Source organism: Lentzea sp. JNUCC 0626 (assembly GCF_043632865.1).
GTDB lineage: Bacteria > Actinomycetota > Actinomycetes > Mycobacteriales > Pseudonocardiaceae > Lentzea.
In genome coordinates, this window is record NZ_CP171635.1 from 1,146,710 (window position 1) to 1,159,958 (window position 13,249).

Genomic DNA, 13,249 nt, shown 5'->3' on the forward strand with positions numbered 1-13,249 from the left:
GCTACTCGAACGAGCAGCCAGGGTTCGGCATGCTCACGGCGAGCGCGCTGCCCACCGGGTTCTGGTAGAGCACCTCCAGCACCAGCGGGCTGCTGCCCAGATTGCGTCCGATGTGGACGTAGCTGGTGCCGCTGGACTCGCTGATGAACCCGCCCGGCCGGTAGACGCCGTCGATCGAGCAGTCCGAGTCGTTGTGGGTCAGCACTCCCTTGGTGACCACGCCCTTGACCGGGCCGGGGTGGTAGTGCCAGCCCGTGGAGTCGCCCGGAGCGATGGTGATTTCGCGCAGCACGTACTGGGTGTCGCCGACGGTGTGGTCGAAGATCGTGACCGCGCTGACCCCGTAACCCGGTGTCGCGCCGGCGACTCCGGGGGAGGCGGCGGCCGTCAGGCCGATGATCGCCGTGACCAGCGCGAGCCGGCGGAACGTCCGCATTGGACTCTCCTCAGACGTAGAACGTTCTACGGAGAACATCTTGCGTAGACGTAGACGTAGACGTAGACGTGGAACGTCAGACGTAGAACGGGGCAGGAACCTGCTCTGCCAGCATGATGCTCTTCAGCTGCGTGTACATGTCAAGTGTCTCCTTGCACACCTCGCGGCCCAGCCCGCTGTTCTTGTAGCCGCCGAACGGGGAGCCGTCGGCGAGGTTCACGTACTGGTTGACCCACACGTTGCCGGCCTGCAGGCGGTCTGCGGTGCGCATCGCGTTGCGCAGGTTCGAGGTGTAGATGCCGGACGCGAGGCCGTACTCGACGTCGTTGGCCTGCTCGATCATCGTGTCGAAGTCGGTCCAGCGGATGACCGACAGGACCGGGCCGAAGATCTCCTCCTGGGCGATGCGGGTGTCGTTGGACGTTTCGAAGATCGTCGGCTCGATGAACCAGCCCGCCTCGTTGCCGGGGACCTCGACGCGGCCGCCGCCGGTGACGAGGTTCGCCTCCGCGCGCCCCGATTCGATGTACGAAGTGACGCGTTCGCCTTGGGCAGGCGAAACGAGACAGCCGAGGCGGGTGGCCGGGTCCAGTGGGGAGCCGACTCGGATCGCGCGGAACGCCGTGGTCAGGCGCGACAAGAAGTCCTGGTAGATGTCGGAGTGGACGAAGAGGCGGGTGCCGGCCAGGCAGGACTGGCCGTTGCAGAAGGTCGCGGCGAACGTCGTGTTGTCGACGACGGCGTCGATGTCGTCGATGTCCAGGAAGACGATGTTCGGGCTCTTGCCGCCCAACTCCAGAGTGACCGGCACCAGGCGGGACGCGCCGGCGTGCGCGATGAGGCGGCCGACCTCGGTCGAGCCGGTGAAGGCGAGCTTGGCGACGTCGGGGAGGGCGGTGAGTGCCGCGCCCGCCGTTTCGCCGAAGCCCGGGACCACGTTGACGACGCCGGGCGGGAAGATCTCGGCCAGGTGCTTGGCCAGTTCCATTGTGGACAATGAGGCGTTCTCGTCCGGCTTGAGGACCACGGTGTTGCCGGCGGCCAGGGCCGGGGCGAGTTTGAAGCTGACCATGATGGCCGGGACGTTCCACGGGATGATCTGGCCGACGACGCCGAGCGGTTCGCGCTTGGCCAAAGCCCAGCCGCCCTGGACGGAGTTGGTCCAGCCGTCGTGGGTCATGATCGCCGCGGCGAAGAAGCGGTACTGGCCGATCGCCTGGCGGTAGTCCTGGGGGAGTTCGAAGACCGTGCGGCCGATGTCCAGGGCGTCGATCTGGACCAGACGGTCGGTGTTGTCCTCCAGCCAGTCCGCCACCTTCAACAAGAGGCGGGCGCGTTGGGCGGCGGGGGTGCGGGACCACGCCGGGAACGCGGCGAGGGCGGCGGCCACGGCGGCGTCGATCTCGGCCTGGCCCGAGGCGGTGAGGTCGGCCAGGTGTTCGCCGGTGGCGGCGTTCACGGCGGGGAACGTCTCGGCGGTCGCCGCCTTGAACTCGCCGTTGATGAGCGGTGGGTAGAGCGCGTCGATGGTCATAAATAGTGACAATCATGCATGATGACGAGGGTGGGCCAATGCCTTTTTCGGCGTGAGGCATGCCCGTGAGAGGATCTCCGCTTCCTGGGCGGGAGAACCGATGCTCTTACCTGACATCCTTCTGGTGCACGGCGCGTTTCACGGGGCGTGGTGCTGGGAGTCGCTGGTCGCCGAGCTCAACCGGCTCGGCAGGACGGCGCGCACGGTCGAGTTGCCCAGTGCCGGAACGCCGGCCGGGCTGCACGAGGACGCCGAGGCCATCCGGCACGCGATCACCGCCATCGACCGGCCGGTCGCCGTCGTCGGGCACTCCTACGGCGGGTTTCCGGTGACGGAGGCGACGGCCGGGGCGGCGCACGTGTCGCGGCTCGTCTACCTGGCGGCGTGGATGGTGGAGCCGGGCACGTCGATCGCCGAGGTGGCGGGCCTGCCGCCGTTCGAGACCGAGATGGTGCCGCCGCCGCTCGACGCCGTGGCCCAGTTCTACGGCGACGTCGATCCCGAGGTCGCCGAACGGGCCGTCGCCCGGTTGCGGCCGCAGAGCGCCAGGTCCGGCACGGACCGGCTGCGGGCCGCCGGGTGGCTCACGATCCCGTCCACGTACCTGGTGTGCGACAACGACAAGACGATGCCTCCGTCGTTGCAGGAGGAGATGGCCGCCCGCGCGTCCGCCGTGCACCACCTGCCGACGTCGCACTCGCCGTTCCTGTCGGCGCCCGGACCGCTCGCCGTGCTGCTGCACCAGATCACGAAGGTCTAGGAACGCGTCTTCTCGTAGTGCCGGGCCACGCGCGCGCGGTTGCCGCACACGTTGGCCGCGCACCACATCCGGCGCTTGTTCTCGGCCAGGAACAACATCGAACACGCCGGGTTCGCGCATGCCCGCAACGACGACAGGCGCGCGGGGTCGGCCAGCAGCCTGATCGCCTCGCCCGCGAGAGCGGCCAGCGCGGGATGGCCGTTGTAGTCGTCGTGCCACCGGGTCTCCGCGCGCGCATCGGCACCCCACCCGTCGAGGCGTGGGCTGGTCGGCACCGCGGCCGCGACCGCGTTCAGGTCCGCGATCAACGCCGGATCAGGCGCGACGCCGGTCATGTGCGCGTCGAGCAGGTCCCGCAGCAGTGATCGCAGCCGCCGCGTCGCACCCAGCGACGGCGGGGGCCCGGTCGGCAAGCGATCGGCCTGCAACGCCCACCACTTCGCGTTCTCCTGCTCGTCGGACAACAGGTCCCTGACCGGGTCCAGGCACAACGCCTGCGTGTCGACCAGGTCGAGCGCGACGAGCGGCTCGGCCCCCATCGGGAACCCCGCCGCCTGGAACTCCGTCAGCGTCGTCACGCCCACTCCTAACGGTTAGAAAGACATCTCACACGTTAGCAGATTTCCGCCAGAACACCTTGCGACGTGAGACCTAACGTGTATACGGTCGGTTTATCCATTAGATCGAACCGCGTTAGATCGAACGAGGGAGAACGCCATGCCCGCCATCCGTCACCGCCACGTCGAGATCGACGGCCTGAAGGTGTTCGTCCGCGAGGCGGGCGACGCGGCCAGGCCGACCGTCGTCCTGCTGCCGGGATATCCGTCGAGCACCCGCGCCTACGTGCGGCTGATCGACCGGCTCGCCGCGTCCTGGCACGTCGTCGCCATCGACTACCCGGGCTTCGGCTCGTCCGACCCGCTGCCCGGCGAACCCACGTTCGACCGGCTCGCCGACGTCACCGGCCGCGTCATCGACCAGCTCGGCATCGGCGACTACGCCGTCTACATGTTCGACTTCGGCTCACCGGTCGGCTTCCGCGTCGCGCTGGAGCACGACCAGCGCGTCAAGGCCGTGATCACCCAGAACGGCAACGCCTACACCGACGGCCTCGGCCCCGACATGCAGGTGCTGAACGGCTGGTGGCAGGACCGGACCGTCGACCAGGAGTCCGTGGACTGGGTCGTGAGCCTCGAAGGCACCCGTCACCAGTGGCTCACCGGCGCCAAGGACCCCGAGCACATCGACCCGGAGCAGGCGCTCGCCGACCAGGCCGTGCTCGACCTGCCCGGCCGCGCCGACTACATGAAGTCCCTGTTGTGGGACTACCAGACCAACCTGGAGCGCTACCCGGCCTGGCAGGCGTGGCTGCGCGAACGCCAGCCTGCCGTGCTCGCGGTCTGGGGGCGGCACGACACGTTCTTCATCCCCGCGGGCGCCGAGGCCTACCGCCGGGATGTGCCGGAGGCGGAGGTCGTGCTGCTCGACACCGGCCACTTCGCCATCGAGGAAGCGGCCGACGAGATCGCCGATCACGTGAACACCGTGCTGGCGAAGACTTTCGTCTGACCTGAGGCTATGCCCCGAAGGGCATGACCTGCCGCGAGAACGGCATTGGCGGAGCACGGCCGCGCTGTCCACAGTGGTGGGCATGGAAATGATCCGCAACTTCGTCGGTGGCGACTTCGCCGACCGGGACGCGGCCTTCGGCGACGTCGACCCCGCGACCGGCAGGACGCACGCGATGGTGCAGGTCGCCGACGAGCCGCTGGTCGACCAGGCGGTCGCGGCGGCGAGGGCGTCGGGCTGGGGCCGGGTGCCGGTGCGGGAACGGGCCGTGGTGTTGCGCCGCGCCGCCGACGGCATCGAGGCGAGGTTCGAGGAGTTCGTCGCCGCCGAGGTCGCGGACACCGGCAAACCCGTCCAGCTCGCCCGCGACCTGGACGTGGCCCGGGCGGTGCACAACTTCCGGACGTTCGCCGACGTCGTGTCCGCGGCTGGGCAGGAATCGTTCCTCACCGACCTCGCCGACGGCAGGCAGGCGCTCAACTACGCCGTGCGCAAGCCACTCGGCGTGGTCGCGGTCATCGTGCCGTGGAACCTCCCGCTGCTGCTGCTCACGTGGAAGGTGTCGGCGGCGCTCGCGTGCGGCAACAGCGTCGTGGTGAAGCCCAGCGAGTTCACCCCCGGCACGGCGACGCTGCTCGCCGAGGTGCTCCGGGACGCGGGACTGCCGGCCGGCGCCTACAACGTGGTGCACGGGCACGGTGACGTCGGTGAGTTCCTGGTCGGCCACCCCGGCATCGACGGGGTGACGTTCACCGGCTCCACCGCGACCGGCACCCGGGTCATGCGGACCGTCGCCCCGCGCGTGCGGCCCGTGTCGTTCGAACTCGGCGGCAAGAACGCGGCCGTCGTGTTCGACGACGTGGACCTCGACGAGGCGCTCACCGGGCTGAGCCGGGCGATCTTCACCAACACCGGCCAGGTGTGCCTGTGCACCGAACGCGTCTACGTGCAGCGGTCGATCTTCGCTGACATCGCGGACGGTCTAGTGGAGCGCGCACGGGCGTTGCGGCTCGGCGACCCCAACGACGAGGCGACGACGACCGGGCCGTTGATCTCGCAGCAGCACCGCCGCAAGGTGCTCGACTACCTCGCGCTGGCAGAGGAATCCGGCGCGAAGGCGATCACCGGCGGCGGCATCCCGGAGATGGGGGACGGGCTGCGCGAGGGGTCGTGGATCGAACCGACGCTGTGGACCGGGCTGACCAACGCCGACCGCGTGGTGCGGGAGGAGGTCTTCGGCCCGGTCGCGGCGCTGATCCCGTTCGACACCGAGGACGAGGCGATCGCGCTCGCCAACGACACCGACTACGGCCTGGCCGCCTCGGTCTGGACGAACGACCTGCGCCGCGGCCACCGCGTCGCGCAGGCGATGAACGTCGGCATGTCGTGGGTGAACACGTGGTTCCTGCGCGACCTGCGGTCCCCGTTCGGCGGCATGGGCATGTCGGGCATCGGCCGCGAGGGCGGCGAGTCGTCGTTGCACTTCTACACCGAACCCACGAATGTGTGCGTGCAGCTGTGAACATCGCCGAGACCCTCCACAAAGCACAGACGACGGCGACCGAGATCCCGAACTTCGGGGATCTCACGGTCGAGGACGCGTACGAGGTCCAGCACGCCCTCATCGCCCTGCGGCAACGGGCGGGCGAGACGGTCACCGGCGTGAAGCTCGGCTTCACCAGCGAGGCGAAGATGAAGCAGATGGGCGTGTCCGAGGTGATCGTCGGCAGGCTCACCAGCGGCATGGCGGGCCGCACGAGCGAGAACCTCATCCACCCCAAGGTCGAACCCGAGATCGCCTACCGGCTGGGCCGCGACGTCGACGGGGCCGCTCCGATCGAGGAGTGCGTCGACGCGGTCGCGGCCGCGATCGAGGTCATCGACTCCCGCTACCAGGACTTCCGGTTCACCTACACCGACGTCATCGCGGACAACACCTCCGCCGCCGGGTACGTCATCGGGGACTGGCAGCCCGTCACCGACGTGGGCGGCCGCACGGTGCGGCTCACGTCGGGAACGGCGCACGTCGAAGGTTCCACCAGCGCGATCCTCGGCAACCCCGCGAACGCCTTGCGGGCGTTGGAGGACGTGGCCCGGCGGCGCGGAATCCCGTTGAAGGCCGGGTACGTCGTGCTGGCCGGCGCGGCGACCGTGGCGCTGCCGCTCACCGGCGAGTACGTCGAGTGCTCGATCGACGGGCTTGCCCCCGTCTCGTTCGAAGGACGGTCGCGATGACAGCGCGCACGATCACCGGCATGGCCCGCCCGCGCGGCCGGTTCCCGCACGTGAAGGTGTCCGGCGACCTCGTGTTCGTCTCCGGCACGAGCTCGCGGCGGCCGGACAACACGTTCGCGGGCGTCGAGGTCGACGAGCTCGGCACCACGAACCTCGACATCCGGGCGCAGACCGCGGCCGTGATCGAGAACATCGCCGCGATCCTCGCCGAGGTCGGCTGCACGCTCGCCGACGTCACCCAGGTGACCACGTTCCTGGTCAACATGAACGACTTCGGCGGCTACAACGAGGTCTACGCCTCGTTCTTCGACGAGAACGGTCCCGCCCGCACGACCGTCGCCGTCCACCAGTTGCCCCATCCGCACCTGCTGATCGAGATCCAGGCGATTGCCCGCCTGCCTGAGGAGAACCGATGACTCTGCCGCCCGTGATCAACTTCCAGGCCTGGATCGACGAGAACCGGCACCTGCTCAAGCCGCCGGTCGCGAACAAGACCATGTCCCTCGGCGACGACTTCATCGTCCAGATCGTCGGCGGCCCCAACAGCCGCACCGACTTCCACCACGAGCCCTACGAGGAGTGGTTCTACCAGATCAAGGGCGACATGCACGTCAACGTCATGACGAAGGAGGGGCCGGAGACGGTGCACATCCACGAGGGCGAGACGTGGCTGCTGCCCGGCAACACCCCGCACTCGCCGCAGCGCCCCGACCCGGACTCGATCGGCCTCGTGATCGAACGCGTCCGCGAGGAGGGCCAGCTCGAGCGGTTCCAGTGGTACTGCCTGAACTGCTCGAACCTGCTGCACGAGATCGAACTCCAGGTGCGCGACATCGTGGCGGACCTGCCGCCGGTGTTCGAGAAGTTCTACGCCGACGCCGACGCCCGCACGTGCTCGAACTGCGGCGCGCTGCACCCCGGCAAGGGCTGACCATGGGCATCATCGACGTCCACACGCACTACGTCCCGCAGTCCTGGCCGTCACTGCCCGGTGACGAACCGCCGTGGCTGCGGGTCGAGTCGGCGTCCGAGGCCATGATCATGATGGGCACCCGCGAGTTCCGGCGCATCCAGTCGAACTGCTGGGACGCCTCGCTGCGGCTCGCGGACATGGACGCCGACGGCGTGGACGCGCAGGTCGTCTCGCCGACGCCGGCGTTCTTCTCCTACGGCCTGCCCGCTGCCGAGGCCGCCGGGGTCGCGCGGATCTTCAACGACCTCGCGCTGGAGATCGTGGCACCCGCGCCGGACCGGCTGATCCCGTTCTGCCAGGTGCCGCTGCAGGACCCGGACGAGGCGTGCCGGGAGCTGGAACGCAGTCTGGCCAACGGACATCGCGGTGTCGAGATCGGCAACCACGTCGGCGATCTGGACTTGGACAGCGAGGGCGTGGTCACGTTCCTCCAGCACGCCGCGTCGCTCGACGTGCCGGTGTTCGTGCACCCGTGGGACATGGCGAGCACGCCGCGCAACGACCGGTGGATGGCGCAGTGGCTGACCGGCATGCCCGCCGAGACGCACCTGTCCGTGCTCGCGCTGATCCTCGGCGGCGTGTTCGACCGGATCGACTCCTCGTTGCGGATCTGCTTCGCGCACGGCGGTGGTTCGTTCGCGTTCTGGCTCGGGCGCACCGAGAACGCGTGGCACCAGCGCCACGACGTGATCGGCACGTCCGAGTTCCCGCCGTCGCACTACCTCGGCCGGTTCTACGTCGACTCGGTGGTGTTCGACGAACGCGCGCTGCGGTTGCTCGTCGACACCGTGGGAGTGGAGCGGGTGGTGGTCGGCAGTGACTACCCGTACCCGTTGGGGGAGCGGCCGGTGGGCGAGGTCGTGACGAAGAGCGGGTTCCTGAGCGAGGACCAGCGCGCGTTGATCCAGCGCGGCAACGCCCTGCGCTTCCTGGGTTAGCGGCGTGGCTCGGAGCGTGGCCGGTGTGTTCGTGGTCAGACGGGTGCATCGTGGTGCCGCCCCCACGTCCTCGTACTGGTGGTACGGGGGCGTGGGGGCGGTGCCGCGAGGCGCCCTGCTGAGCGCGGACACGCCGCCCACGGTCTGAGTCACGCCGCTAACGTCCGTCCATTTCGGACGCGATCTCCGTCAGGCACTCGATGAACGCCTCGGCGGACGGGCTCAGCGTGCGGGAGGGCAAGGTCAGCCCCACGCTGTGCCCGACCTGGTCGAGCTGGACGTTCAGGCGGGTCAGCCGGTCGTCGTCGACCGTGATCAGACTCGGGAGCGCGGCGATGAAGTCGTTCTCCACCAGCAGTTCCCGCACGATCAGGTACGACGTCGTCTCCACCCGGTTCACCGGCAGCGCGATCTCGTGGCGCGCGAAGAACTGCTCCAGTTCGCGCCGCAGCACGGTCTCGGCGCCCGGCATGATCCACGGGTGCTTGGCGAGGTCGGCGGGCCCGACCTCGCGGTTCGCCAGCGGGTGGGACGCCCGCACGACGAGGTGCACCGCCTCGTCGTAGAGCTTGCGCCGTTCGAGCTGCTCGTCCGACGGGGCCGTGAGCCGCCCGACGATCATGTCGACGCGCCCGGCCGCCAGGTCCACGAGCAACGGCTCCGGCGCCGCCTCCCGCACGATCACCGTCAGGTTGGGCCTGCGGCGCTTCATCGCGGTGATGGCCCGCGGCAGCAACACGTTGGTACCGGCCAGATGCGTGCCGACCACGACCGTGCCGCGCTCGGCCTCCGCCAACTCCACCAGGTGTCGCCCGGCCTCGTTGAGCTGGGCCAGGACGGCCCTGGCGTGCTCGCCGAACGCCGACCCGTAGACGGTGGGGGTGATGCCGCGCGGGCCCCGGTCGAAGAGGGTGACGCCGAGGATCTCCTCGAGTTCGTGCAGGCCTCGGGTGACCACGGGCTGGGTGACGTGCAGCGCGGCGGCCGCTCCCACGACGGTGCCCTGGCGGAGGAGCGAGTCCAGCAGCACGAGGTGGCGCAGCTTCAGCCTGCCGTCGAGCAGCCGGGGGGTTTTCATGATCCGACCTTACGCGCCGGAAGAGGTGCGGGCGTCTGCGCGCGCCGGGCCGGCTGGGGGTGCGGGCCGAGGGCGGACGCTCCCGCTCTGGTGCTTCCGCACGGTCGTTCGCGGCGATACTGCCCATTCGCTTTTCGTTGCCCCGATGGGTCCAAATCGATTTTGGAGCCTTCTTGGAGCTTTCTTGGTGTGCGCGGGCAGACTCCTCGTTGTTCGAAGTTCATCGGAGGGAGGAGCACTCATGCAGAAGCCCAAGGCCCAGATGAAGCGAATCACGATTCGCAAGGTCGGCCCGGTTCGCCTCACGGCGGCCGCCTGCTCGCAGTACAACGTCAAGCCGGCCTAAGGCGGGACGCGGATGCGCTGGGCTCGCGCGCCCAGCGCATCCGACTTCGGCGCAGGGGGAGGAACGTCGTGACCGAGTTCGATCTGGACCGGCCGGTGCCGTTGCACCCGCTGGTGTTCCTGGAGGACGGCGACGAGGTGACGATCGGCAGGGCCGACGTCGACTCGTACGGCATCTTCCCCGGTGAGGGCGCCGCACTCGTGCGGCGGCTGGTCGACGGCGACACCCCGCGCGAGGCCGCGGAGTGGTTCGAGCGCGAGTACGGCGAAGAGGTCGACGTCGAGGACGTTCTCGCGGGCCTGGAAGAACTCGATCTCATTCGCGGAACCGGTGAGGTGGCCGCGGAGAATGCGCCCGTGCGATTCAGCGGACTCGGGAAAGCGTTGTTCTCGAAGCCCGCGTGGGTCGTTTATGCGGCTTTGACGGTGTGGGGCCTCTCCGCGATGGTGTTCAACGCGGATTTGAGGCCCACCTATCACAACATCTTCTTCTCCGACTATTACACGGTCATTCAGGTCGGGTTGTTCCTCGCCGCTGTTCCGCTGCTGTTCCTGCACGAGTCGTTCCACGCGCTGGCGGGGCGGCGGCTGGGCGTGCGATCGAGGCTGCGAATAGGGCGGCGGCTCTACTTCATCGTGCTGGAGACCTCGCTCGACGGGCTCGTGGCCGTGCCCAGGAAACAGCGTTATCTGCCCATCGTGGCCGGGCTGCTCGCGGACGTGCTCGGGATCGCGGCGTGCACCATCGCGGCCGACCTCACGCGGCACCCGGACGGCTCGCTGTCGGGACTCGGGCGGTTCCTGCTGGCCGTGGCGTTCGCCGCGCTGCTGCGGGTGATCTGGCAGTTCTTCCTGTACCTGCGCACCGACGTGTACGTGCTCGTCAGCACCGTGCTCGGGTGCGTCGACCTGCACGGCGCCGCGCTGCAGATCTTCCGCAACCGGGTGCGCAGGCTGTTCGGGCGGCCGGAGACGGACGAGGAGCTGCTGCACCCCGTCGACCGCAAGGTCGGGCGCTGGTACTCGTGGCTCGTCGTCGTCGGGTACACCGCGAGCCTCACGACGTTCGTGCTGGCCGGCGCGCCCGTGCTCTACCGGTTCGTCACCGGCGTCGTCGGGCGGCTCACCGGGGACGGCGTGCCGACGGCCCAGTTGCTCGACTCGATCGTCTTCGGCACCGCGGCGCTCGTGCAGTGCGCGGTGCTCGGCTGGCTCATGGTCCGCGAACGGGTCAAGGCGCGCCGCGACCGTCGTCTGCACCACGTCATTCACTGAAAGGACGCACCATGGACAGCCGCTACTGGATCCGCGCCGACCGGCGGCGCGACCGGGCCCACGCCCTCGCCGCACTGGACCTGCCGCCGGTCTGGGCGGTCCTCGACGCCCACCGGCGGCTGCGCGGACCGTACACGGCTGCGGGCGCGTTGTTCCGCCAGATCGCCGACGACCTGCTGGAACGCTGCCCGGACCTCGGGGAGCGGCACAACATCGAGCTGCTCACGACCACGCCGGAACTCGCCGGACGGGTGCCGGACGCCTGGCACACCCTCGAATGGGCCGTGCAGGACAGCGAACGCACCCGCTACTACTCGCGGCTGCACACCCGAAACATCGCGAACGGCCTGGCCGAACTGCTGCGCGACTACCTCACCACCCTCGGCGGCGGGCCGCGCACGCTCGTGATCGAGAACGCGCACGAGGCGGACGCGTCTGACCAGGAGTTCATCGCGGTCCTGTTGCGCCGCAGCGACATCCCGGACCTGACCGTCGTCGTCGGCACGAGCCGGGAGCCGCTCGCGGATCCGCGCGGCGAGATCGACGTGTCGCTGGCGCAGACGATCGCCGCACACGCCCAGGTCGTCGACGCCGAGCCCGTCGAAGAGCAGCCGGTGGCCGAGAACCCCGCGCAGGCCTATGTGGACAGTGACGGCACGGCGGACGACCCGCGGTTGCTCGCCGCCTACCTGGAACTGCCGGCCGAGGCCCGTGCCGCACTGCACGACGCACGAGCGGAGAAGCTCGCCGAGTCCGCGGACTTCTCGTTGCGGCTCGGCGCGATCCCGTTCCACCTGGAGCACGGCAGCGATCCTGCGGGAGTGGGCGCCCAGGCGTTGCGCGTCGCACTGGACCACTGCCACAAGGTCGGCCTCTACCAGGCCGCAGCGGACCACGGGCTGCGCGGCCGGGCGGCGGCGGACCGCGAGGCCGACCCGGACCTGTGGTGGCACCTCACCTTCCAGACGGGCATCGTGCTGGCCGCCGTCGGGCGCGCCGCCGAGGCCGAGACGCTCTACGTCGAGGGCCGCGCCGCCTCCACGGACGCGGGCGTGCACCTGGAACTGGCCTACTCCACGGCCATGCTGCACGCGCGGCACTACTCCGAGGCCGAACGCGACTACGTGCGCGCACGGGCGTGGATGAACCTCGCCATCGCGCTGGCGTCCCAGCTGACCGACCCGAAGATGGAAGCCTTCCAGTCCGTCTTCACCCGCAACGGCCTGGCGCTGGTCGAGGTCCGCGAGCAGAAGCCGCAGGTGGCGCTCGACCTCGTCAACGAGGGGATCGCGCGGCTCGACCGCGACCTCGCACCGGACGAGCAGGTGCTGCACCGCCTGGTGCTGCGTTACAACCGGGCGCAGGTCTACGGCGCGATGGGCAGGCTCGACGACGCGCTCGCCGACTACAGCTACGTGCTCGAACGCGACCCGAACTTCCCCGAGCACCACTTCAACGTCGGCAACGTGCTGCGCAAGCTCGGCCGTGACGAGGAGGCGATCGAGGCCTACCGCGAGGCGTTGCGGCTCTCGCCGCCGTTCCCCGAGGCCTACTACAACATCGGCGACGCCCGGCTGGCGCTCGGCGACGTCGAGGGCGCGATGGCGGACTTCGGCTACGTCATCGAACTCGACCCGAAGCACGTCGACGCGCGCATCAACCGCGCCGGGTACCTGCTGGCGCTCGGCGACGTCGACGGGGCGTGGCGCGATGTCGCCGCCGCGCTCGAGCTGGCTCCGGACAACGCGCACCTGTTGTGCCTCAAGGGCCAGCTGCTGGTCGAGCGGGACGAGTACGCGGCGGCCTCCGAGGCGTTGGCGCAGGCGGTGCAACGCAACGGCAAGCTGGCCGAGGCGTGGGCGATCCGCGGCAGCATCGCGGTGGCTTCCGGGGAACTGACCGACGCGATCAGCTACCTGAGCCAGGCGCTGACGCTCGACGACAACCCGGAGGTCCGCTACAACCGCGCGATCGCCTATGAGGAGTCCGGCGAACTCGCGGCCGCGATCCTCGACTACGACGCGGTGCTCGCGGTGACCGACGACGAGGACGCCCGCGAACGCAGGGAACTCTGCGCCGCGGCGTCGGTCAGCTAGGGGAAACGCC

Annotated in this window: 14 protein-coding genes; 10 read left to right on the forward strand and 4 right to left on the reverse strand. The window is 69.6% G+C overall.

Annotated features, from left to right (window positions below):
* Nucleotide 1 precedes the first annotated feature (1 nt).
* Together JNUCC0626_RS05235 and JNUCC0626_RS05240 are read right to left on the reverse strand one after the other, a co-directional pair.
* Nucleotides 2-436 carry a cupin gene (locus JNUCC0626_RS05235; RefSeq protein ID WP_394618505.1) on the reverse strand — a complete coding sequence of 145 codons (435 nt, stop codon included), beginning with the start codon at nucleotides 434-436 and terminating at the stop codon, nucleotides 2-4.
* 76 nt (nucleotides 437-512) lie between these two features.
* Entirely contained in the window at nucleotides 513-1,970 is a 1,458-nt protein-coding gene (locus JNUCC0626_RS05240; protein WP_394618506.1) for an aldehyde dehydrogenase family protein, read from the reverse strand.
* A gap of 100 nt (nucleotides 1,971-2,070) precedes the next feature.
* Between JNUCC0626_RS05240 and JNUCC0626_RS05245 the strand changes: the two genes are divergently transcribed.
* Nucleotides 2,071-2,730: an alpha/beta fold hydrolase gene (locus tag JNUCC0626_RS05245; protein ID WP_394618507.1), complete on the forward strand. Its 660-nt coding sequence runs from the start codon at nucleotides 2,071-2,073 to the stop codon at nucleotides 2,728-2,730.
* Here JNUCC0626_RS05245 and JNUCC0626_RS05250 read toward each other — a convergent pair.
* Entirely contained in the window at nucleotides 2,727-3,308 is a 582-nt protein-coding gene (locus JNUCC0626_RS05250) for a CGNR zinc finger domain-containing protein (protein ID WP_394618508.1), read from the reverse strand. The two genes, JNUCC0626_RS05245 and JNUCC0626_RS05250, sit on opposite strands and share 4 nt — an antisense overlap.
* A 139-nt stretch (nucleotides 3,309-3,447) precedes the next feature.
* Between JNUCC0626_RS05250 and JNUCC0626_RS05255 the strand changes: the two genes are divergently transcribed.
* The 7 genes from JNUCC0626_RS05255 (at nucleotide 3,448) to JNUCC0626_RS05285 (ending at nucleotide 8,593) form a co-directional block, all read left to right on the forward strand.
* Entirely contained in the window at nucleotides 3,448-4,299 is an 852-nt protein-coding gene (locus JNUCC0626_RS05255; protein ID WP_394618509.1) for an alpha/beta fold hydrolase, read from the forward strand.
* Between the two features lie 82 nt (nucleotides 4,300-4,381).
* A complete protein-coding gene (locus JNUCC0626_RS05260; protein ID WP_394618510.1) occupies nucleotides 4,382-5,821 on the forward strand; it encodes a 2-hydroxymuconic semialdehyde dehydrogenase in 1,440 nt (479 codons plus the stop codon).
* Nucleotides 5,806-6,534, forward strand: coding sequence for a 2-keto-4-pentenoate hydratase (locus JNUCC0626_RS05265; protein ID WP_394618511.1), 729 nt, complete (start codon nucleotides 5,806-5,808; stop codon nucleotides 6,532-6,534). Before JNUCC0626_RS05260 ends, JNUCC0626_RS05265 begins: the two co-directional genes overlap by 16 nt.
* Nucleotides 6,531-6,950, forward strand: a complete 420-nt coding sequence (locus JNUCC0626_RS05270; protein WP_394618512.1) for a RidA family protein — start codon at nucleotides 6,531-6,533, stop codon at nucleotides 6,948-6,950. Before JNUCC0626_RS05265 ends, JNUCC0626_RS05270 begins: the two co-directional genes overlap by 4 nt.
* Complete coding sequence (locus tag JNUCC0626_RS05275; RefSeq protein ID WP_394618513.1) at nucleotides 6,947-7,465, forward strand: 3-hydroxyanthranilate 3,4-dioxygenase; 519 nt, start codon at nucleotides 6,947-6,949, stop codon at nucleotides 7,463-7,465. Before JNUCC0626_RS05270 ends, JNUCC0626_RS05275 begins: the two co-directional genes overlap by 4 nt.
* 2 nt (nucleotides 7,466-7,467) lie before the next feature.
* The gene (locus JNUCC0626_RS05280; protein WP_394618514.1) at nucleotides 7,468-8,445 is read left to right on the forward strand and encodes an amidohydrolase family protein; all 978 of its coding nucleotides are present in this window, start codon (nucleotides 7,468-7,470) and stop codon (nucleotides 8,443-8,445) included.
* A gap of 4 nt (nucleotides 8,446-8,449) precedes the next feature.
* Nucleotides 8,450-8,593: a hypothetical protein gene (locus tag JNUCC0626_RS05285; protein ID WP_394618515.1), complete on the forward strand. Its 144-nt coding sequence runs from the start codon at nucleotides 8,450-8,452 to the stop codon at nucleotides 8,591-8,593.
* Nucleotides 8,594-8,602: 9 nt separating this feature from the next.
* On the opposite strand, the gene JNUCC0626_RS05290 is transcribed toward JNUCC0626_RS05285, so the two are convergent.
* Nucleotides 8,603-9,523, reverse strand: coding sequence for a LysR substrate-binding domain-containing protein (locus JNUCC0626_RS05290; RefSeq protein WP_394618516.1), 921 nt, complete (start codon nucleotides 9,521-9,523; stop codon nucleotides 8,603-8,605).
* A gap of 414 nt (nucleotides 9,524-9,937) precedes the next feature.
* Here JNUCC0626_RS05290 and JNUCC0626_RS05295 point away from each other — a divergent pair, with 414 nt between their 5' ends.
* Both JNUCC0626_RS05295 and JNUCC0626_RS05300 read left to right on the forward strand, forming a co-directional pair.
* Nucleotides 9,938-11,143, forward strand: a complete 1,206-nt coding sequence (locus tag JNUCC0626_RS05295) for a hypothetical protein (protein WP_394618517.1) — start codon at nucleotides 9,938-9,940, stop codon at nucleotides 11,141-11,143.
* 11 nt (nucleotides 11,144-11,154) lie between these two features.
* On the forward strand, nucleotides 11,155-13,239 hold the full coding sequence (locus tag JNUCC0626_RS05300; RefSeq protein ID WP_394618518.1) for a tetratricopeptide repeat protein: 2,085 nt from the start codon (nucleotides 11,155-11,157) through the stop codon (nucleotides 13,237-13,239).
* Nucleotides 13,240-13,249 lie beyond the last annotated feature (10 nt).

Bases quoted from the DNA above. Each gene is read 5' to 3' on its own strand.
- JNUCC0626_RS05290 (WP_394618516.1), bottom strand. From the start codon at position 9,523: ATGAAAACCCCCCGGCTGCTCGACGGCAGGCTGAAGCTGCGCCACCTC.
- JNUCC0626_RS05280 (WP_394618514.1), top strand. From the start codon at position 7,468: ATGGGCATCATCGACGTCCACACGCACTACGTCCCGCAGTCCTGGCCG.
- JNUCC0626_RS05240 (WP_394618506.1), bottom strand. From the start codon at position 1,970: ATGACCATCGACGCGCTCTACCCACCGCTCATCAACGGCGAGTTCAAG.
- JNUCC0626_RS05255 (WP_394618509.1), top strand. From the start codon at position 3,448: ATGCCCGCCATCCGTCACCGCCACGTCGAGATCGACGGCCTGAAGGTG.
- JNUCC0626_RS05300 (WP_394618518.1), top strand. From the start codon at position 11,155: ATGGACAGCCGCTACTGGATCCGCGCCGACCGGCGGCGCGACCGGGCC.
- JNUCC0626_RS05270 (WP_394618512.1), top strand. From the start codon at position 6,531: ATGACAGCGCGCACGATCACCGGCATGGCCCGCCCGCGCGGCCGGTTC.
- JNUCC0626_RS05245 (WP_394618507.1), top strand. From the start codon at position 2,071: ATGCTCTTACCTGACATCCTTCTGGTGCACGGCGCGTTTCACGGGGCG.
- JNUCC0626_RS05275 (WP_394618513.1), top strand. From the start codon at position 6,947: ATGACTCTGCCGCCCGTGATCAACTTCCAGGCCTGGATCGACGAGAAC.
- JNUCC0626_RS05235 (WP_394618505.1), bottom strand. From the start codon at position 436: ATGCGGACGTTCCGCCGGCTCGCGCTGGTCACGGCGATCATCGGCCTG.
- JNUCC0626_RS05260 (WP_394618510.1), top strand. From the start codon at position 4,382: ATGGAAATGATCCGCAACTTCGTCGGTGGCGACTTCGCCGACCGGGAC.